Below are 21557 nucleotides of genomic sequence, written 5' to 3' on the forward strand. Positions count from 1 at the left end.
GCACTTCAAGGCTTGTGTTTTTGATACAGACAGTGTGGATGTTTAGATTGCCGGCGTAAAAAATGCTTTATTTGAAAATCAAACAACCATATTATCCATAAAGAAAAGGGCTGCTATAAAAGCAGCCCTTTTCTTTATTTGAAATTGATTATTACAATCCTTTCAAATCATACAAATCACCGGTACCTTGGTTATTGCTCCAGGTTCAACGGATAAGTGTACATGCCGTCGTATCCGGGATAAATGCCTTCCAGCCGCACCGAGCCTTTCGATTGGCTCAGGGCTTTGGTCAGGTCATCTACCGAAGCAATATCTGCACCGTTTACCGAAGTGATTACAAATCCTTCGCCCATGCGGGTACGGCTGAGGGCGCCACCCTGGGTAATTTTGCGCACCTGCACACCACCGGCAATGCCGTATTCGCGGGATGCGGTTTTGTCCAATGAAACCAGCTCGGCACCCAAACGGCTGCCCAGGTTTACACCGGCAACGTCAGCAAACGTGCCTGCTTTTTTCTTCAGCTCCACCTGTGTATTGTATTCTTTGCCACTACGGGTGTAGGTTACCGGGATTTTATCGCCGGGGCGGAACGAAGCCAGTTGTGCACTCATTTGCAAACCGGAGCTAACGCTAACGTTGTTTACTTTAGTGATCACGTCGCCCTTGCGGATGCCGGCACCAAAGGCACCACCATCTTCCGAAACGGCCGAAACATACACACCGCCAGTGCTGGTAGGAATGCCCAGTTGTTTGATCTGGTCTTCGCTCATGTCATCGGTAGCGTAGTACGAAATGCCAAGGTAACCGCGCTGTACATCGCCAAAGCGAACAATGTCTTCAACGATCTTTTTTACAATGTTTACCGGGATGGCAAACGAGTAACCGGCATAAGTTCCATTTGGAGCAAGAATAGCCGAGTTAATACCAATCAGCTCACCATTGGTGTTCACCAATGCACCACCACTGTTGCCCTGGTTTACGGCAGCATCGGTCTGGATAAACGATTCAACCGGCGATTCACCAGCGGCGGTTTGCCTGCGGTTGATGTTGATGGTACGGCCGGTTGCGGAAATGATGCCGGCAGTAACCGTAGTTTCCAGCGTCAGCGGATAACCAACAGCCATTACCCATTGGCCCAGTTGCAGGTTGGCTGTGTTGCCATAAACAAGAAACGGAAATTTGTTGCCGTCAATCTTCAACACCGCCAGGTCACTGTTCGGGTCGCGGCCAATCAGTTTTGCCTTGTATGTTTTTTTATTGTGCAGCGTTACATTTACTTCCGACGCCACACCGCCACCACCGTCAGAAATTACGTGGTTGTTGGTAACAATGTATCCATCTTCAGAGATCAGCACACCGCTGCCAGATGCACGCTGCTCGGGCACCACGTTGGGGCCATAGCCAAAGAGGTCATCAAACAGGTCGTCGAACATACCATTGCCATTGCCGCGGCGGCTGGGAACATTATTGGTTTGTTTGCGGGCGGGTATTTTGGTGCGGATGTGTACCACTGCAGGTACCGCAGTATTAGCAGCACGGGTAAGGTCCACTACATCTGCCGAACTGGCTTTGCCGTCGAAAAAGCCTGCATAATTTGCAGGAACGCCGGTGCCAAAGTTGCCGATCTGGTCGCCTTTCTTAGCTGAAATTTTTTCGTATCCCCAAACGCTGAGCACCGCGGAGGCCGCGCTAACCAGCACGATCAGGGCTATTTGCTTCACTTTCATTTGTATCGGGTTTATTAAGTTTATTTATTGGTTCAAATTACGTGCCTTGCCGGTGTAAATTAAAACACAATTCGGCTCTTTGAAAACGGTTGCGCCTGTTTAACAAATGATTTACTAAGGTCTTCGTAGTTCTTGATTTGGATCAAGAGTTTAGCTTGACAACAAATAAGAATGGCATTTGGGTTGGTAAATAGACTGGTTTTTGTCGTTAAAAATCCAGCCTGGCAAATAACGGCATCAACCTTTAGCCGCTACAACTTATTTAAAAATTCCATGGTATCCACGCCGTCGGCAAAATCGCAGATGCCGGGAACCTGTGCCGCACCAAAAGGCGTATGGTGCCGGCCCGTCACGCATTGAATCGATTCGTTTTCGGAAAGTGAGTCAGCTATTTCGGCTGCATTTTTATAAAACTCGTAATGCACCTGCGAGATCGGTGCAAACGGCGACGCATCTTCTACCAGCAGAATGCTGCCATTGGTCATGTAGTACCGATTGTTGATGATGTGCCCGGCCAGTTGGTAGTCGTAGTTGTTTTTAAACTTGTTGTGGTCGCCGAGGTTGCTGTATTTGCGCAGGGCATCCAGCAGCGGCACAAAATCATATCCTTCCGGCACATACAGCTTGGTTACGTTGCGGCAGCCCAATCCAAAATAAAGGTGGATATCATCGGCCAGCTGCTCAAGTTCCCCTTCGGTTTCTTCGCCGGTCAACACGGCCACCGATGTACGGTTGCGCCGAATGATGTGCGGGTATTTTGCAAAATAGTGTTCGAAATACCGCCCCGAGTTATTGCTGCCCGTGGCAATGTATGCATCGCAACCTTTGAGCAGGGGCAAAATGGCCACAGTGCCGGATGTCTCCGGCGTCCACTCGTGTAGCTGCTGCACAACGTGCCCTATCAGCGCTTCATCTTTCGATGAAGGTTTAATGAGTGCAGTATGCCCCGACAAAAACACGCATAGAAAATCGTGGAAGCCAACCAGCGGGATATTGCCTGCCATTACGATCCCCACTTTTTTAGGCAACGCCCACTCTTGGGGCAGGTTGTAGCGTTGCGCCAATTCATCCAGTTGGTGCGGTTGCAAAAAATGGTCAACAATATTTTTTATTGCCAGGTCAACAAATTGCTCAATAAACCAGTTGTTATCCAGGTAGGCTTTGCGTTTGGCGATTTGCCAGCCTTCGCTATTGCCCTGCATGTAGTTTCCAAGGCGCACCAATAAATCTTTCCGTTGCGTAAGCGTCATCGCGGTATAATATTTTGTAATAAAACTGCCGGGCACAAATAGCGGCCGCACAGTGGATTTTTGACCCCTGTGGCTTAAATTTGTGGCACAAAAATAATTCCCGACCAACTAAATAAGCACTATGGCTATCAAGATAACAGACGAGTGTATCAACTGCGGGGCCTGCGAACCGGAATGCCCGAACAATGCAATTTATGAAGGGGGAGTGGAATGGGCCATAACCGATGGCACCAGTGTAAAAGGAAAGTTTACTTTAATTGACGGAGCGGTGATTGATGCCGACAAGCGCAACAGTCCCATTTCGGTGGATACTTATTATATCGTGCCCAGCAAATGCACCGAGTGCCAGGGCTTTCACGAGGAGCCGCAGTGTGCTGCCGTTTGCCCGGTAGACTGCTGTGTGCCGGATGAAATGTACCAGGAAACGGTTGATGAGCTGTTGGCTAAAAAAGAAAGGTTGCACCTGTAAATTTCTTTAGTATCTTACAGTACTTATTACAGCGAAAGCTGTACGTTAAGCCGGTGATATTTCCGGTATAAAGGTGAGGGGTTTTACTCTTCACCTTTCTTATTTTAAAAGGCATTAAAACTTGCAACAAAAGCGGCGGTATAAGTTGCACAGCATAAATTCGCCACAGAAAATTTTGTTTACCTGATGAAGCAAAGCATTGCATTGGTCACCGGCGGCTATTCCGGCGAGTCGGTTATTTCATATAAATCGGCAGCTACCATTTACCAGCACCTCGACAAAGAACAATTTGATGTGTATGTGATTGACATTAACCCAGAAGGCTGGTTTTATGTTCGGGATGGGCAACGCATTGCCACGGTTGATAAAAATGATTTTTCGGTTATCCTTGACAGTAAGCAGGTAACGTTCGATGCCGTGTTTATTGGCCTGCACGGCACGCCTGGCGAAGACGGAAAGCTGCAAGGATATTTTGATATGCTGCACATTCCGTACACATCATGCAATGCAGCTACCTCCGCACTTACTTTTAATAAACGTTACACGGTAGCTGTAGCAGCACTGGCCGGTATTCCGGTGGCGCCATCGGTGCATCTTTTTGCACACACACCATACAATGCAGCCGAAATTTTACAGCAATTAAAGCTGCCCGTTTTTGTAAAACCAAACAACGGCGGGTCTTCCATTGGCATGAGCAAAGTAAAAGTTGCGGAAGAATTGCAACCGGCCATTGAAAAGGCATTTGCCGAAGACGAGCAGGTGCTGGTGGAGCAAATGATCAGCGGCCGCGAGTTTAGCGTAGGTGTGTTTAAAACCGGCGGCAACATACAGGTGCTGCCCATTACCGAGGTGGAAGCCAAAAATGATTTCTTTGATTTTGAAGCCAAATACCATGGCGCCAGCACCGAAACCACGCCGGCGCAAATGCCCGCAACGTGGCAAGAACAAATTGAAGCCACTGCCAAAAATATTTACGCAGTGTGCAACTGCAGTGGCGTGGTGCGTATTGATTTTATATATGATGAAGCAGCCGGCAAGCCATATATGCTGGAAATAAACACGGTGCCGGGACAAAGCGAGGCCAGTATCATTCCGCAGCAGGTAAGGGCCAAAGGCTGGAATCTGCAGGATTTTTACACCGCGCTGCTGCAGGAGGCTTTAGCAAAGCACTAACCCCGGCCCTGCGAACTTTGTTTATATTGCGCCCCAAATTACTCCAAACTGAATGTTTAAGCTCATAACGCGGCAACCGCTGATTGTAAACATACTGGCAGGGTTGCTCTTTATTTTTATACTGGGCCTGATTTTCGTGCAGTCGCTCAACTGGATCACCCACCACGGCGAAGCCAAAACAGTGCCTTCGGTGCTGAACAAGCATATTTCGGAGGTGCAGGAGCTGCTGGAGGAGCAAGGGTTTGAAGTGGTGATCCAGGACTCGATCTACAACGAAAAATTAAAACCCGGCATGGTAACCAAGCAGGTGCCGGAGCCCGACGATGTGGTGAAGGTTAACCGCACCGTTTATATTACCGTAAACCGCACATTGCCGCCCGAAATTGACATGCCCAACCTGTTGGGTTATTCGTTTCGCAATGCCGAGATGGTGCTGAACAACATGGGCCTGAAGCTGGGCGACACTACCTTTAAACCTGATTTTGCCAAAAACTCGGTGCTGGATCAAACCTATAATGGCAACCGCATTGCGCCAGGCACCAAGATCCGCATGGGCAGCACTATCTCACTGGTGCTGGGCAGCGGCATTGGCAACATCGACCTGACGGTACCTAACCTGGTGGGCCTGACTTACGAGGAAGCCCAGGCGCTGCTCGATGCCGAAGGACTGATCATGGGCTCGGTGGTGGCCGACCCGATGGTGCGGGATACCGCGCTGGCTTTTGTGCAACGGCAGAGCCCCGGTGCTAAAACCGAAAATGGTTTCCAGTTGCGCATCCGTCCCGGCCAGATGATTGATGTGTGGCTGAGCGTAGACCGCCCGGTAAAAGACAGCACCGGCGGCAGTTCTTCATTTTCGCCAAATGCAAACGAATAATATGAAATCGATAACCGTAGAACAACTAAAAGAAAAGCTGGACGCCGGCGAAAAAATAAACCTGATCGATGTGCGGGAACCCAACGAATACGCCGAGGCGAACCTGGGTGGGCAATTGGTGCCGCTGGGTAAAATTCAAACCATGCAGATCGAAGAGCTGGAAGACTTGAAAGACGAGCCGGTGATTGTGCATTGCCGCAGCGGTAAACGCAGCATGATGGCGTGTATGGTGATGGACCAACTGGGTTTTAAAGACACTTATAACCTGGAAGGCGGCATCTTAGAATGGATGGAAAAATATGGTGCTGCTAAATAAAACAGCCGATTAAAAGCGAAAATTTCAACTATCAATCATAATTAAAAAGCCGGCGAAAGTGCCGGCTTTTTAATTTGTAAAGAGTACGACGTTTTACTACAACTTAATGGTGACACCCGCCATAAAGTTGCGGCCCGCCATCGGGAAATAATAGTTTTCCGATGTTACCGCATTGCCGGTAAAATAGCTAAACGTATAGCCGTTCGGCGTGTACATTTTGTCGAGCACATTGTAAACCTGGCCCACGAGGTTTATTTCTTTCAAACCCGCCATTTTGATGGCATAGCGCACCTGCGCATCGGCCACAAAAAAACCTTCCAGGCTGCGGCTCCGCTGCTGGGTATTGTCTAGGTACTGGCGGCCCACATGTTTACCAAAAATCACCACTGCCAAATCTTTAACCGGCGTCAGGGTCAGTTGCGCACCTCCCACTACCCGCGGCGAAAAAGCAATGTCAGTTTCGTTGTAGGCGGTGGTTTTCTGCCCGCCGTTGTCAAAGTCGTCTACAAACTCGGTAAAGTTCTGCACCTTGTTGCGGCTCAACGCCAGGTTGGCACTGATCTGCGCCCAATTAGTCAATCGCGCTGCACCTTGTAATTCTACGCCCAGGCGGTAGCTTTCCTTAATGTTTGTACGAGTGTAAGCGCCTACATCATTGATCTGGCCAGTTAGCACCAGTTGGTCTTTGTAGTGCATGTAATAGCCGGTAATGCCCCAATTATAGTTTTTGGCTTTTTGCTCAATGCCCAGTTCCAGGTCGCCCAGTTTTTCCGGCCTTGGCTGCTGTTCAGCGCCCGTTTCAAAATCATCGCGGTTGGGCTCTTTTTGCGCAATGCTGTACGATGCATAGCCCATCAGCGAGCCTTTTTGATAGGTCAATCCAAGCTTGGGATTAAAAAACAGGTATTGGTTGTTTACGCCCAGCGCCGGGTTTTCCCGAAACCCGTCGATGCGGTAGCGCACTGTACGCAGCTGCAGGTCTGTGTAGCCGTACCAGTTGGCGGCCAGTTGCTGCTGCCATTTACCATACACCGTTGCATCGTTTTTCCAGGCGTCGTTGTTGTACCAGCGGTGGGTCGGTTCGGGCATGCCGTTTTTCGCCCAGATCACGTCGCCAAAATGGTTGCCAATGTATTTGGTAACCGATCCGCCAAAAGTTGCCTCAGTGCCGGCCCGGTTGTATTGCAGCGAAAACACATTGCCGTAATATTCGTTTTTCAGCCACAACTGCCGCACCAGGTCGGTGCTGGTTACGGCGGTGCCTTCCACCGTCGGATTGGGCAAACCATAATCTTCATAATCGCGGTCGGCCTTGTATTGCTCATAATAGCCGCGGCCTTTTACATAAAAAATGCCAGTGTTGAACAGCAGCCCTGTGCCCAGTTTCTGGGTCAGAAAAAGCTGGTAATGGTCTTGGCGGTAGTTATCGGTTTCGTTGTGGTAAGGCGTTCCCGGCTTTTCCATGCCCGAGTAGTTAATGCGGCGGTTCGTTTTTAGGTCGGCCTCGCTGATGCCGTTCCATGCCTGGTAGGTTTTTTCCCGGCCCGAAAAAGTAATGAACCGCATACCGGTATTGCCCTTCTCAAAGTTGGTGGCAAAATAATACGACTTGAGGTCGCTGGTGGCGCGGTCCACATAACCGTCCGAAGTAATATTGGAAAGCCGCACATCGGTGGTAAAATATTTACCAATAACCCCGGAACCCAGCCGAAGCGTGTTTTTCCAGGTGTTGAACGAGCCGTAGCTGTTGGCCAGTTCAGCGTAGGGCAGTTCGTTGTCTTCGGCCGTGCTCATATTAATGGTAGCACCAAATGCGCCGGCCCCGTTCGATGAAGTGCCCACACCCCGCTGCACCTGAATGCTGGCTGCCGACGAAGCAAAATCGGGCAGGTTTACAAAAAATGAACCCTGGCTTTCCGCATCGTTGAACGGAATGCCGTTCAGCGTTACGTTGATGCGGGTGGCATCAGTGCCGCGGATGCGGATGCCGGTGTAGCCCACGCCGGTGCCGGCATCAGAAGCCACCACCACGGCCGGAACCTGGTTGAGCAAGTAGGGCAGGTCTTGCCCCAGGTTTTTTTGCTCAATGTCGGCTCGCTTGAGGTTGGTTTTGGTAAAAGGGGCCTTGGTGCCGGCACGGGTGGCCCTAACTTCCACAGGCACCAACTCGGTGGTATCCTGCAAACCCTCCTGGGCGAATGCGCCAGATGACGAAAACAAGAACAGAAAAAAAGTAATCCTTTTCATTTAGGCTAAATTTTCAAAAATGAAAGGGAAACACTAGGAGAGAGAAGTGAATAAAAGTTTTTAGTTATTTGTTCAGTGCTTCAGGCAGGGCCAGCTAATGCAATAGGCCACGAACCGATAAGACTGATTTTTAAACTAAAAAAATCCTCCCTGCGCAGGCATTACCCTGATCAGGTTCTACGGGTTTGATCTCAGACTTTTTCGTTGCGGAAAAAGACACCCCGGTAAACGCTGAAGAAATTTGTTTGCGCCGCAAAAATAAGGGTAAAAAATTTTACCACCTGCCTGTAACCTTTTCTTTTGTGCGCCGTTGTACAGATAAACCAGCTTATATGAAACAATTGCTGACCACCATTCTTGCTGCTACCCTGATGTTCACTGCATCAGCCCAAAAAGTTATCAACGATCCCAATGTGGAAGTGCGCTCCGTAGGCTCTTTTACGGCACTGGATGTTTCCAACGCTTTTGAAGTGATCATTACCCAGGGCAATGAAGAAACCGTTGCCGTTAGCTCCAACATTGAGGGCGATAATAAAAACATCATCACCGAAACCAAAAACGGAAGGCTAAGAATCAGCTACCAGCAACAAGGAAAACGCTGGTATAAAAACCACCGTTTGAAAGCATACGTTTCGATAAAAAATATAGAAGGCATCAAAGGCAGCGGCGCTACCAAATTTATCATTGAAGGCACGTTGGCCGCCACCAAACTTAACATCGATTTGAGCGGTGCCACCGATATGAAAGGAAAAGTAACCGTGAACCAGGAACTGCAACTGAATCTGAGTGGTGCATCTGATGTAACCCTTACCGGTGCTGCCGGATCGATTGCGATTGATGCTTCCGGTGCCAGCGATGTAAAAGCATTCGACCTCACCGCAGGCAATTGCAACATCAAAGCTTCCGGCGCCTGCAACATCCGCATTTCGGCCGAGAAAGAAATTTCTGCACAACTCAGTGGTGCCAGCAACGTGCAGTACCAGGGCAGCGCCATGATCCGCGACATAAAGACCAGCGGGGCCAGCAATATTTCACGCAAATCATAAGTTGGAACAAATACATTGCACCAAAACTAATCTTCCAAGAAAAGCGCATGGCAACATGCGCTTTTTGTTTGCATCAAAACAGCAAAGCGTTTGCCACATCAAAAAAGCCTCCAGTAAATACTGGAGGCTTTTCCTTGTTGCGAAGCTAGGGATCGAACCTAGGACCTTCGGGTTATGAGCCCGACGAGCTACCGCTGCTCTACTTCGCGGTGCAAATATAGGCCGGCAAGCCTTTTCGGCCAAACAATTTTATAAGACTTATTTTTGTGCCTTATTTTTTACCAGTGAAGACAGGATTTGTCAACATATTCGGAAGGCCCAATGCGGGGAAAAGTACTTTGCTCAACGCCATCATGGGCGAAAAGCTGGCTATTGTTTCCTCCAAAGTGCAAACCACAAGGCACCGCATCAAAGGCATTTTAACCGAAAACGATTACCAGATTATTTTTTCGGATACGCCTGGCATCATCGAGCCTAAATACAAGCTGCACGAACGCATGATGCAGGCCGTAAAAAGCTCGCTGGAAGATGCCGATCTGGCGCTGTTGCTGGTCGATGTGAACGACAATTGGGAAACCTGCGATGCTATTTTTTCGGCGCTGCGCCTGAAGGTAGATGCGCTGGTGATCATCAATAAAATTGACAAAGCCACGCCGGAAAAAGTTGCGGAAGCAACCGCTTTTTTTGGCAGTAAAAAATATTGCAGCGGCACCGTTACCATTTCTGCATTGCAGGCAGGGCAGGTAAAAGAACTGATCCAAAAAGTTGCAGAGCGTTTGCCGGAAGGCGATCCATATTTTGAAGAAGACGAGATCACCGATCTGTCGGAACGTTTTTTTGTGGCCGAATTGATCCGTGAAAAAATATACCAGTTGTTTGAAGAGGAGATACCTTATCAAACAACTGTAGTGGTGCACGAATTCAAACACAAATCGTCGTTGATAAAAATTGGCGCCAACATCATTGTTCAACGCGAAACTCAAAAGGCCATTATACTGGGCGAAGGCGGCAAAATGATCCGGCAGATCGGCACCAATGCCCGCAAGGACATTGAGAAGTTTTTGGACCAAAAAGTGTTTTTGGAGTTGTTTGTAAAAGTGCGGCCAAAGTGGCGTGAGAACGATTTGTTTTTGAAAGAATACGGTTATTAAAGCACCGCATTTTTACACCTGAATTTTAATAGCGCAATTAACAAGTTCCCTGTTTAGGGACAACCAAGTTTATATGGGATTTACAGTAGCAATTGTAGGCAGGCCAAACGTAGGCAAAAGCACATTTTTCAACCGCTTGCTTGAAGAGCGGAAAGCCATCGTGGAAGACACTCCCGGTGTAACTCGCGACCGGCAATACGGCGTTGCCGAATGGAATGGCAAAGCGTTTAACGTAATTGATACGGGCGGTTTTGTGCCGCAAAGTGAAGACGTGTTTGAACGTGAAATCAGAAAGCAGGTGCAGATTGCACTGGACGAAGCAAATCTGGTTTTGTTTGTGGTGGACGCCATCACCGGCATTACCAACCTAGATGATGCGATGGCCGATTTGTTGCGCCGCGCTACCAAGCCGGTGATCCTGGTGGTCAACAAAGTGGACAACAATACACGCATGTTGGAAGCCACTGAATTTTACAGCCTGGGTTTTGAACAACTGCATTTTATTTCTTCCATCAGCGGTAGCGGCACCGGCGATCTGCTGGATGCGGTAACCGAATTGATACCCGATACCGAAGAAGAAGCCGATATCGAAAGCGAGGTGCCTAAGTTTGCCATTATTGGTCAACCCAATGTTGGTAAATCGTCTTTGCTCAATGCATTGGTAGGAGCGGAGCGCACCATTGTAAGCGATATTGCAGGCACCACACGTGATACCATTCATACCCGGTACAACCTGTTTCAAAAAGATTTTGTACTGATTGATACGGCCGGTATCCGCCGCAAAAACAAAGTAGAAGAAGACCTGGAATTTTATTCGGTTATACGTGCCATTAAGGCCATGGATGAAGCCGATGTTTGTCTGCTGTTGCTTGATGCAGAAAAAGGCATCACTGCACAGGATCTGAATATTTTTAGCCTCGCAGCCCGCAAAGGCAAAGGGCTGGTGGTGCTGGTAAACAAATGGGACCTTGTGGAAAAAGAAACCAACACGGCCCGCGATTATGAAAAGGAATTGAAGAAGCGCCTGGCGCCATTCAATGATGTGCCCATCATTTTTGTATCGGCAAAAGATAAAATCCGCATTTTCCAGGCCATTGAAAAAGCCTTGCTTGTGGCTGAAAACCGCCACCGCAAAGTGCCCACTTCGCAGCTTAATGAAGTAATCTTAAAAGCCATTGAAGCATTCCACCCGCCGGTAGTGCGTGGACATGCAGTGCGCATCAAATACATTACGCAGTTGCCAACCAAAGTGCCGTCGTTTGCATTTTTCAGCAACTTCCCGGATGACATTAAAACACCTTACCGCAACTATCTGGAAAACCAGTTGCGTGAACATTTTGATTTTACAGGAGTGCCGGTGCGCATCTATTTCAGAAAGAAATAGTAGTTGTTGAAAAAAAAGCGCAGCGAAGATTTGTAAGTTAAAACTGAGCCATTACTTTTGCGCCCATTAGTTCATAATTCGTATAAAAAAGTACAATGAAAAAGTTTTTCGCTATTGCCGCTATCGCCGGTACCCTGGTTGCCTGTGGCAACGCTTCTGAAGCAGAAAGCACTGTTGATTCAACTGCAGTTGCTCCCCTGGAAACAGCTCCTGTAGACACTACTGCTACTGCTGTAGACAGCACTGGTGCTGCTATCGTTGACTCTGCTGCTGCAGCTGTTGACTCTGCAAAATAATTGTACTGTATACGTACTTCTTGCAAGAAGGTCCCTCCGCAATTGCGGAGGGATTTTTTTATGCATTGATCAATCCAAAACCGCGGTTGTTACACCGTTGCACCTTTTAATTGTTGCAGCAATACGGATACATCTTTTTTAAATGCCTGCAGCTCTTCTTCCTGCTGAATGATGAATTGATTTTCTGAAAATTTACCAACTACTTCTTCCATTTGCTCCATGTTGTCATACACCATTTGGCGGAATGGATTTTGGTAATCTTTTTCCCGCGACGCATGGATATTTTTGGTCAGGCGTTCTTTCGTTGCCACTGCTTCTTCTATCCATACAGCCAGCATTTCGTCAGTCAGGCTTTCAATAGTTTGCCCTTTTATTTCGAGCAGCGATGCAAATGCATGCAACCGTTTTTGTTCGGTATAGTTGGCGCCGGCTTCTTTGTAAAAACGATGTACTTCGGTCCAACCGGAAAGCGTGCCATTTTTAATATCGGCTAAAAGCTTTTCCACGCCTGATTTTGGCACCAACTGCCCGCCGATGTTTTCCCATTCTTCCCGCACAAGTGCAGTGCCTATTTGTTGCTTCAATCCTTCCAATGTATTGATGCCGTTAGTTCCCCACCAGCCGCATAACTGTTGCACGCCATACAACACAATCAACTCCCGGAACAAGTGGTACGCCGATGATGCTTTCACGATGTGCACCGGCCTTTTGCTGTTTTCAAAACCTGCGCCGCGTAGCTCCAACGTTTCACCGGTATTTTGTTGCAGTTGCGCTGCGCCTATTTCCTGCAAGTCCTTAATCGATGAATTGGTAGCAGCACCGGCAGCAAGTGCTGCGCACCTTTCCAGCGTTGCTTTGCCCCTGAACAATTCATTGATTGTGTCCGGTGCCAGGTAGTTGTATTCAATGTGCTGGATCTTTTCGATGCGCTTATCACGGTCTGAGTATTTGGCTGCATTGCGGGCCAATGCATACATGTTGTACAAAAACCAATACCCCGGCATCAATACCAGCGTATCGTTGCTTTCATTGTTGCTCACCAAGCTAAAAGGAATGTCGACATTCAATTCGGCCGGGTAGTCGCCTTTTGCCAGCAATGTGAACGATGCAAATTTGGAATTGTGTTTTAAACTCACACAAAGCCCCGGCCAAAAGCCACGGCCAGCAATCAATTCGCCGTCGGCTGCGCGGCTGTTGTGGTTGGATCCGATGGTTGCACCAGCAGCCATATTGCTTTGTCCCATTACCAATGCAGCACACAAAAAAGAGTTGTTGTGGTGCTGTTCATGTGCCGGGTAAATAAGCGAATTCAACACTTCGCAACAAGAAATCGTGGCATTGTTTCCGAGATAAGAGTTGATCAACCGGGCGCCGTATTTTAATTGGCTATTGGAGGCCATATAAAAACGCACCGCTTTAACGCCGTAAAACAAGCGGCATCCTTCACCGATGATTCCATTCACCAGTTCGCAACCTTCACCAATTTGTGTTTGCCCCTCGGGCGACGAATTGATGGTGAGGTTTTTTAATTTGTTGGCGCCTTTGATATAAGCATCAGTGCCGATCCAAACATCTTTTATGATGCTGGTGTGCTTGATCACCGTGCGGTCGCCGATTTTACCATAATAGCCGCGGCGGTTATCAAAACGTTCTTCAGTAAAAACTTTGAACTTTTCCAGCAGTTCATCGTCTTCGCGGTGTTTCGACCACAAGTACGCATCACCTGGCAGCATCCCGTTAAAAGGCATGATGCGGCGGCCGCCATTTTCATTGCGCACCTCCAGCCACACGCGGATAGATTCTTCTTCGCCGTCTTTAATGATGCCGTTGCCAAATTTGGAATGATCAGTTGCATGTAGCTCATGCACATTGGCAATCATCACTTCGTTGCCGAGTATGTAATGCGCCATGTAATTCACATTCGAAACAACCACATTATCGCCAAAATCGCAACTGATGATGGTGCTGTTGTACAGGCCCACTGGCAGGCAAACATTATGGTATTCCAAAAACACAGGTTCCAGCTTACCAATGCGCACCAACCCGTAAAACTTGCAGTTTTTTACCAGTTCGGGATTAAAGTCATCCGACACGCAGATCTTGTTCCAATCGTCGGAGGTGTTGTTGTTACGCACCAACATTTCTATTTCATATGCCGATAAGTTTCGGTATGAAATGCCATTGCGGTTTTGCAAGTTGCGCAGGTAATATTCGTCGGCTTCTGCAGGCAGGTATTCCTGTGCTACGTAGTTGTAGCCTAACGTATTGAGTGGGCGTTTATGAATAGCGTTCATTGCTGATTGAAGGGTTTAATTAGTTTTTAAGGATAGTGGAAATAGGCACAAATGCCGATGCTATTTTAATAAAAAAAATGCGTAAAGAACAGCTGCTGCCGCTTTACGCATTTCAAAAAAATATCAAGTGGTTGATTTATTCAACAGTTACTGATTTTGCAAGGTTGCGGGGTTTATCGACGTCCAACCCGCGGGCCACGCCAATGTAGTAAGCCAGCAATTGCATGGGAATAACCGAAAGCATCGGCGCCAGGATCTCATCAGCTTCCGGCACCACAATCACATCGTTCGAAAGTGCAATGCTTTGCTCGTCGCCTTCGTTGATCACCGAAATCACCATGCCTTTCCGTGCCTTGATTTCCTGCATGTTGGAGATCACTTTCTCATGGTACGAATCTTTTGTGGCAATGAACACCACGGGCAGCGATTCATCCACCAATGCAATGGGTCCGTGCTTCATTTCGGCTGCGGGATAGCCTTCTGCGTGGATGTAAGAAATTTCTTTCAGCTTCAACGCACCTTCCAAAGCCACCGGGAAATTGTATCCGCGGCCGAGGTACAGGAAATCCTGCGCATCTTTATATTTTTCTGCCAGGTTTTTAATTTGATCAACCGACTGCAACAGCGTAGCCACCTTTTCTGGGATCGCTTCCAGTTCTTTCAACAGTTGCAGGTAACGCTGTTGGCCAAGGGTACCTTTTTTGTAGCCAATAGTCAGTGCAATCATCGTGAGCACGGCCAGTTGGGCGGTAAATGCTTTGGTAGATGCAACACCGATTTCGGGACCAGCGTGTGTGTACGCACCTGCATGCGAAGCGCGGGAAATAGAAGAACCCACCACGTTGACCACACCAAGAATGATGGCGCCTTTTGATTTTGCGTTTTCAATGGCAACCAGTGTGTCGGCTGTTTCACCGCTTTGCGAAATGGCAATGATCACATCGCCGGGATTGATCACTGGGTTGCGATAGCGGAATTCAGAAGCATATTCCACCTCCACGTTGATGCGGCACAATTCTTCAAAAATATATTCGGCAACCAGACCGGCGTGCCAACTGGTACCGCAGGCCACCATCACAATGCGGTTCGCATTCATGATCTGCTCGGCATATTTTTCCACACCGCTCATGGTAATGGTGCCGGCTGTGGCATCTAGGCGGCCGCGCAGGCAGTCGTAAATGGTTTGCGGCTGCTCAAAAATTTCTTTGAGCATAAAATGGTCGTAACCGCCTTTTTCAATAGCGGCCAGTTCCATATCCAGCTTGGTAATGAACGGGGTTTGGCGTTCGTTGCCCAGGTTTTTCAAGATCAACTCATCGGGGCGGATGATGGCGATTTCATAATCGTTTACATACACCACTTCTTTGGTGTACTCAATGATCGGCGATGCATCGGATGCGAGGAAGTGTTCGTTTTTACCCACACCAATAACCAATGGGCTGCCTTTGCGGGCTGCGATGAGTGTTTCGGGATTTTCGCGGTCGAGCAGCACGATAACATAAGCGCCCACTACGCGTTTCAGCGCAATGCGCACTGCTTCTTCGGGTTCGCAGTTATTGTTTTTTTGAATATCGTCAATAAAGTTGAGCAACACCTCGGTATCGGTATCGCTGTGAAATACGTAACCTTTATTGACCAACTCCTGCTTTAGTTGCGCATAGTTTTCAATAATGCCGTTGTGGATCATCGCAAAGCGGCCGCTGGCGGCAGTGTGCGGGTGTGCATTGCGGTCGGAAGGTTCGCCGTGGGTGGCCCAGCGGGTGTGGCCAATGCCGATGTTGGAGTGCAGGTCTTTGCCTTGCAGTTCTTCTTCCAGGTTAGCAACCTTGCCTTTTTTCTTATATACTTTCAGCCCGCCGTTGAGCAGCGCAATGCCTGCACTGTCGTATCCGCGGTACTCCAATCGCTTCAGTCCTTTCAGTATGATAGGGTAGGCTTCACGCTGGCCAATGTACGCAACGATTCCACACATAGGTGTTGGTGTTTGGTTTTAATTGAGCCGCAAAAATCTGAAATGATTGGCGAATTACAAAACCACATCCATTTTACTTATAATAACTTTCCATCGAGGATCGTAAATGCTATAGAAAAATAAATAATAAGACCTGTTACGTCCACCAGCGTGGCCACAAAAGGAGTGGAGGATGTAGCCGGGTCGGCGCCAAGTCTTTTAAGCAACAGTGGCAGCATGGAGCCCATGAGGGTGCCCCACAACACAACGCCAATAAGGGACAGGCCAATGGTAAATGCCAGGGCCAGGTAATATTGACCCAATGTGTCCGATACAAAGTTCCAGGTAACAATCACCGAAATGCCCATAATGCACAATGTGGTGCCAAGCAGGAGACCGGAGAAAATTTCCCGCCGCATGATGCGCCACCAGTCTTTGATGGTGATTTCGCCCAGCGCCATCGCCTGAATGATGAGCGTGGCAGCTTGCGATCCGCTGTTGCCGCCGCTCGAAATAATGAGCGGAATAAATGTGGCGAGGATCACCACTTTTGCTATTTCGTCTTCAAATTGGTGCATGGCTGAAATGGTCATCATTTCGCCCACAAACAAAACCATCAGCCAGATCACCCGCTTTTTAAACAGCTTGAACAGCGGCATTTCGAGGTAAGGAAACTCAAGCGCCTCGGTACCACCAATCTTTTGCATGTCTTCGCTAAACTCCTCGCTGGCCACCCACAACACGTCGTCGATGGTAACAATGCCAAGTAACTTATTGCTGTTGCTCACCACCGGCAGGGCTACGCGGTTGTTCATTTTAAACGCCTCGTTGGCCACTTCCTGGTCGTCGAATGCATTGAGGGCGATCACCCGTTCATCCATCAGTTCGCTCACCTTTGTCTTGGGATCGTTGAGGATAAATTCGCGGATCCGGATGTCATCGAGCAGGTCGCCTTTTTGGTTGATCACGTAGATCACGTCAATGGTTTCGCTGTTTTTGCCCACCCGGCGAATGATGTCGAGCACTTCGGCAATAGTATTGTGCTCGTACACGTACACATAATCGGGCGTCATCAGGCGGCCCACGCTGTTTTCGGGGTAGCCCAAAAGCGACAGCGTGATCTTTCGTTCCTGCGGGTCCAGCAGTTTGATCAGTTCCCGCACCACACTGCTGGGCAATTCTTCCAGGAAAGCGGTGCGGTCATCCGCGGGCAGCTCGTTCAGGAGTTCGGCCGTTTTTACCGGCGGCAGCGTTTGCATGATCCGCTTTTGGGTGGGAAACTCCAGGATGCGGTACACGCCTGCGGCGCGGTGAATGGACATGTTGGCAATAATGCTGCTTTCATATTCCTCGTACTCGTAAATGAGGTCGGCCACGTCCGAAATATTCTGGTCGTCCAGGAATTGCCGGATCTCCAACACGTCGTTGCCCTCCAGCACCGCTTCAAACTGGTCCTTCAAATCGCCGATGGTTGTTTCCAATGCCATGGGCCAAATTTACCGAATGCAAACATTCCGGTTGCTGCCTTAATTTGCAAGCATGGAAGAGCCGCGATATTTCTTGTCCGACCTGGTGGCCATACAGCACACGCCCAACCGCGGCCGCGGCATTTTTGCGCTGGTAGACTTGCCTGAAGGCCTGCTGCTCGAAACAGCGCCGGTGATTGTCATGCCCGGGGCGCAGCGCACCCTCATCGACCAAACGGTGTTGCACGACTATATTTTTATCTGGGGAGAAGCCGAGGACCAGTGCTGCATGGCATTGGGATACGTGGCGCTATACAACCATGCGTCGCCAGCCAATTGCGATTACCTGATGGATTTCAAACAGCAAACCATTTCCATCATCACCGTTCGCAGCATTGCAGCAGGTGAGGAGTTGTTCATTAATTACAACGGTGATTGGAACGATGAAAAGGCGGTATGGTTTACAGCGAGCTGAGGGTTGATTCGTGGCGTTTACGGCAAATGCATTGCTTTAATCAATGGCGTTTTTTACCGCCCTTGTTTCTGCTTTATAAGATCGTTGTTTCTTTTGTACCCAGCTTTGGTAATGCTATTGAGCTGCTGTTGCGTCGCACACTTTTAAGTTCCGTACAACTATTGAGCTTTATCTAGGTACCTGTAGCGAATTGGCGCCTTTAGGTAATGTCATGCCGAACTTGTTTCGGCATCTCCTACCCCTCGCGGAGTTTACAAAAGCACAAGGAGCTGCCGAAACAAGTTCGGCATGACAAACCTTGATTGTAATGATTGTCCTACACCAACGCTGAAATCACACTCTTTGATTGCAATGCTCTTTGCCTGCCAACCATGCTTTTTGCTTGTCATCCTGAGCGCAGCGAAGGATCTGAGCCTGCACCAGCGCAAATGGCGAATTGAGAGTGCCCCTGCATTTCCGCAATAGCCGCTGCTACTACCACACTCAGATGCTTCGCTGCGCTCAGCATGACAAGCAAAGTCCCTAATTGTAAAAGAGAATGTCGACGAAAACCTTTCGGCTCATAAAACGTAAATAACAACGCCGCATCCTACTTTATCATCCCCTTAATCTCATTCAACTTTAACAACGCCTCCACTGGTGTCAACCTGTTGATATCGATGGTTTGCAGCAGTCGCCGGATGTCCTCAAAGGTTTGGCTGTGCGCATCAAAAATGCTCAACTGCATTTTGGGGCCGCCCAAGCCTTTCAGGCTTTGTTCTGTGGGTTTGTCGGCGTGTTTTTCTTCGAGTTGCGCCAGCACTTCACGGGCACGCTCTACCAGCTCGGGTGGCATGCCGGCCATGCGGGCCACATGAATACCAAACGAGTGGGTACTGCCGCCCGGCGCCAACTTGCGCAGGAAAATGATCTTGCCGCCGATCTCTTTATTCGTCACATGAAAGTTGCGCACCCTGGGCAATTTGCCTTCAAGTTCATTGAGCTCGTGGTAGTGCGTGGCAAAAAAAGTTTTCGGCTGGTGCACCGAACCGTGCAGGTATTCAACAATGCTCCAGGCAATGGAAATACCATCATATGTGGAAGTGCCTCTGCCGATTTCATCCAGTAGTATCAGGCAGCGCGGCGAAATATTATTGATGATGGATGCCGTCTCGTTCATCTCCACCATAAAAGTGGATTCGCCTGCATTGAGGTTGTCTGATGCACCAACCCGTGTAAATATTTTATCTGTCAGCGGAATGCGGGCATTGGCCGCCGGCACGAACGAACCCATATGTGCCATCAGCGTGATGAGCGCTGTCTGCCGCAGCAGCGCCGACTTACCACTCATGTTGGGCCCCGTGAGAATTATGATTTGCTGCTCCGTTTTGTTGAACACCACATCGTTGGCCACATAGCTGTCGCCGGGCGGTAAGGTTCGTTCAATCACAGGGTGGCGGCCTTCTGTTATTTCCAATTCCTCGCCCTCATGCATGCGGGGTTTTTTGTAATTATTTTGCAGCGCATTTTGTGCAAAACAGCAAACGCAATCCAGCGTAGCCACTACTTGTGCATTGGCCTGGATGCAGGAGAGAAAATCGTGCAGCTCAGCCACCAATCCTTCAAACAACTGCAGCTCGATGGCTAATATTTTTTCTTCGGCTCCGGTTATTTTTTCTTCATATTCCTTCAACTCCGGTGTAATATAGCGCTCTGCGTTTGCCAGCGTTTGTTTGCGCATCCATGCAGCGGGCACTTTGCTTTTGTGCACATTGGTCACTTCAAGGTAGTAGCCAAATACATTATTGAAACCAACCTTCAACGATGATATGCCGGTGCGGTCAGCTTCTTGCTGTTGCAATTGCAGGAGGTACTCTTTGCCGTGTGTGGCAATGCCGCGCAATTCGTCTAAATCAGCATGAATATTTGCCTGGATAAAACCACCTTTCTGCGCCTGTGCCGGTGGGTTCCCAATTACTTGTTGTGCAATTTTTCCGGCTATGTATAAACAGGGATTAAGTGCATCTGCAAGGCGCTGCAGGTAAGGGTTTTGGGCGGCAGCACACCATTCTTTTATTTGTGCCACCTGTTGCAGCGACCGCGATAATTGCAGCAATTCGCGGGGATTGATTTTGCGCAGCGGAATTTTGGCTACCAGCCGTTCCATATCGCCGCACTGCTTGATGGCCTGCACCAGTTGGTTGCGCAACTTTGTATGTAAAATAAGATGTTCAACAAGTTCAAGCCGTTCATTAATGCGTTGCAAATCTTTTAGCGGAAAATGCAGCCACCGCTTCAGCAGGCGTGCACCCATCGGCGATGCGGTTTGGTCGAGCACCGACAACAGGTTGGCGCCACCTTCGTTGCTGCCGGCCAATTCCAGGTTGCGCATGGTGAACCGGTCCATCCACAGGTAGTCGCCTTGATCGATGCGCTGGAGTGCTGTTATGTGTTGCAGGTTCGGGTGCTCTGTTTCTTTTAAATAATGCAACACCGCACCGGCTGCAACCAGCCCCAATGGTAAACCTTCCACGCCAAAGCCTTTTAGCGAATGTGTATCAAACTGCCGCAGCAATGATTCCTGCGCATAGTGATCCTGGAAAATCCATTCATCGAGTGTATAGGTATAAAACCGGCCCGCAAATTCTTCCTTAAAGCGGCGGAGGTATTGCCGTTGAAATATCACTTCGGCAGGCTTGAAGCCGTTGAGCAATTTGTCGGCGCTTTCGCGGTCGCCTTCAGCCACCAGAAATTCGCCGGTGGAAATATCCAGGAACGCAAGACCATATTTTGCCGCACCATCAAAATGTATGGCGGCCAAAAAATTGTTGGTGCCGTGGTCAAGCAGGCGGTCGTTGGTGGCAGTGCCCGGCGTAACCATTTCGGTGACACCGCGTTTGACGATGCCCTTTACGGTTTTCGGATCTTCGAGCTGGTCGCAAATAGCTACGCGGTAACCGGCCTTTACCAACTTGTGCAGGTAGGTGTCCAAAGCGTGGTAGGGAAAACCAGCCAGTTCATTATCGGCGCTTCCGTTGTTGCGTTTGGTCAGCGTAATGCCCAACACCTGCGCCGCAATGATGGCATCGCCACCAAAGGTTTCGTAAAAATCGCCAACGCGAAACAGCAGGATCGCATCCGGGTATTTTTGTTTGATGGCGCTGTGCTGCTGCATCAATGGGGTTTCCGCAGTTTTCGCTTTGCTCATAGTGTGGGGCAAAAATAGTCGGAAGTCCGATGTCGGATGTCGGAAGATGGAAGAATACCATTTGAAGACTGTTGCCGGCGATTGAATTTGTACGCAATCCCGCCTTACTCCGATGTGCCGTTCGGGTTATGACCTTGATTTTTTACTTTTTCAAAAAATGCGCAATTGAGTTAAGTAGTAGTTTATCTTCCGACATCTGTCTTCCAACTTCCGTCTTTCCTACGTTACTGTCTTTCAGCTACTTTTGC

16 protein-coding genes, 1 tRNA gene and 1 riboswitch are annotated in these 21557 nt (G+C 48.8%); of the genes, 9 read left to right on the plus strand and 8 right to left on the minus strand.

The features are described from left to right. Window positions 1–191 precede the first annotated feature (191 nt). Window positions 192–1727: a trypsin-like peptidase domain-containing protein gene (locus DRJ53_RS00820; RefSeq protein ID WP_114233688.1), complete on the minus strand. Its 1536-nt coding sequence runs from the start codon at window positions 1725–1727 to the stop codon at window positions 192–194. Window positions 1728–1978: 251 nt separating this feature from the next. Then, window positions 1979–2977 carry an acyl-CoA reductase gene (locus DRJ53_RS00825; RefSeq protein WP_114233689.1) on the minus strand — a complete coding sequence of 333 codons (999 nt, stop codon included), beginning with the start codon at window positions 2975–2977 and terminating at the stop codon, window positions 1979–1981. Window positions 2978–3098: 121 nt separating this feature from the next. Between DRJ53_RS00825 and DRJ53_RS00830 the strand changes: the two genes are divergently transcribed. The 4 genes from DRJ53_RS00830 to DRJ53_RS00845 all read left to right on the plus strand — a co-directional run bounded on the left by DRJ53_RS00830 (window position 3099) and on the right by DRJ53_RS00845 (window position 5812). Then, the gene (locus tag DRJ53_RS00830) at window positions 3099–3446 is read left to right on the plus strand and encodes a 4Fe-4S dicluster domain-containing protein (protein WP_114233690.1); all 348 of its coding nucleotides are present in this window, start codon (window positions 3099–3101) and stop codon (window positions 3444–3446) included. Window positions 3447–3632: 186 nt separating this feature from the next. Further along, window positions 3633–4619, plus strand: coding sequence for a D-alanine--D-alanine ligase (locus DRJ53_RS00835; protein ID WP_114233691.1), 987 nt, complete (start codon window positions 3633–3635; stop codon window positions 4617–4619). Between the two features lie 52 nt (window positions 4620–4671). Next, on the plus strand, window positions 4672–5496 hold the full coding sequence (locus DRJ53_RS00840) for a PASTA domain-containing protein (protein WP_114233692.1): 825 nt from the start codon (window positions 4672–4674) through the stop codon (window positions 5494–5496). 1 nt (window position 5497) lies between these two features. Further along, the gene (locus DRJ53_RS00845; protein WP_114233693.1) at window positions 5498–5812 is read left to right on the plus strand and encodes a rhodanese-like domain-containing protein; all 315 of its coding nucleotides are present in this window, start codon (window positions 5498–5500) and stop codon (window positions 5810–5812) included. Window positions 5813–5908: 96 nt separating this feature from the next. Here DRJ53_RS00845 and DRJ53_RS00850 read toward each other — a convergent pair whose 3' ends face one another. Next, window positions 5909–8059, minus strand: a complete 2151-nt coding sequence (locus tag DRJ53_RS00850; RefSeq protein WP_114233694.1) for a TonB-dependent receptor — start codon at window positions 8057–8059, stop codon at window positions 5909–5911. Between the two features lie 130 nt (window positions 8060–8189). After that, window positions 8190–8293: riboswitch (TPP riboswitch) on the minus strand. Between the two features lie 98 nt (window positions 8294–8391). Here DRJ53_RS00850 and DRJ53_RS00855 point away from each other — a divergent pair. After that, window positions 8392–9105, plus strand: coding sequence for a head GIN domain-containing protein (locus DRJ53_RS00855; RefSeq protein ID WP_114234399.1), 714 nt, complete (start codon window positions 8392–8394; stop codon window positions 9103–9105). Between the two features lie 137 nt (window positions 9106–9242). On the opposite strand, the gene DRJ53_RS00860 is transcribed toward DRJ53_RS00855, so the two are convergent. Further along, a tRNA-Met gene (locus DRJ53_RS00860) sits at window positions 9243–9314 on the minus strand. 75 nt (window positions 9315–9389) lie between these two features. On the opposite strand from DRJ53_RS00860, the gene era reads away from it, so the two are divergent. From era to DRJ53_RS00875, 3 genes are all read left to right on the plus strand, one after another. Continuing rightward, complete coding sequence (gene era / locus DRJ53_RS00865) at window positions 9390–10256, plus strand: GTPase Era (protein WP_114233695.1); 867 nt, start codon at window positions 9390–9392, stop codon at window positions 10254–10256. 73 nt (window positions 10257–10329) lie between these two features. After that, entirely contained in the window at window positions 10330–11640 is a 1311-nt protein-coding gene (der, locus tag DRJ53_RS00870) for a ribosome biogenesis GTPase Der (RefSeq protein WP_114233696.1), read from the plus strand. A gap of 95 nt (window positions 11641–11735) precedes the next feature. Further along, entirely contained in the window at window positions 11736–11936 is a 201-nt protein-coding gene (locus DRJ53_RS00875; RefSeq protein WP_114233697.1) for a hypothetical protein, read from the plus strand. Between the two features lie 89 nt (window positions 11937–12025). Here the strand turns inward: DRJ53_RS00875 and DRJ53_RS00880 are convergent, their stop codons facing one another. The 3 genes from DRJ53_RS00880 to mgtE all read right to left on the minus strand — a co-directional run bounded on the left by DRJ53_RS00880 (window position 12026) and on the right by mgtE (window position 17668). Further along, the gene (locus DRJ53_RS00880) at window positions 12026–14230 is read right to left on the minus strand and encodes a DUF4954 family protein (protein ID WP_114233698.1); all 2205 of its coding nucleotides are present in this window, start codon (window positions 14228–14230) and stop codon (window positions 12026–12028) included. 136 nt (window positions 14231–14366) lie between these two features. After that, on the minus strand, window positions 14367–16202 hold the full coding sequence (gene glmS / locus DRJ53_RS00885) for a glutamine--fructose-6-phosphate transaminase (isomerizing) (RefSeq protein WP_114233699.1): 1836 nt from the start codon (window positions 16200–16202) through the stop codon (window positions 14367–14369). Window positions 16203–16279: 77 nt separating this feature from the next. After that, window positions 16280–17668, minus strand: a complete 1389-nt coding sequence (gene mgtE, locus DRJ53_RS00890; protein WP_114233700.1) for a magnesium transporter — start codon at window positions 17666–17668, stop codon at window positions 16280–16282. Between the two features lie 52 nt (window positions 17669–17720). Here mgtE and DRJ53_RS00895 point away from each other — a divergent pair, with 52 nt between their 5' ends. Further along, the gene (locus DRJ53_RS00895) at window positions 17721–18122 is read left to right on the plus strand and encodes an SET domain-containing protein (protein ID WP_114233701.1); all 402 of its coding nucleotides are present in this window, start codon (window positions 17721–17723) and stop codon (window positions 18120–18122) included. A 589-nt stretch (window positions 18123–18711) separates the two neighbouring features. Here the strand turns inward: DRJ53_RS00895 and mutS are convergent. Then, on the minus strand, window positions 18712–21309 hold the full coding sequence (gene mutS / locus DRJ53_RS00900) for a DNA mismatch repair protein MutS (protein WP_114233702.1): 2598 nt from the start codon (window positions 21307–21309) through the stop codon (window positions 18712–18714). Between the last annotated feature and the right edge of the window lie 248 nt (window positions 21310–21557).

It is taken from the genome of Paracnuella aquatica (assembly GCF_003332885.2).
GTDB classification, from domain to species: Bacteria; Bacteroidota; Bacteroidia; order Chitinophagales; family Chitinophagaceae; genus Flavisolibacter; species Flavisolibacter aquaticus.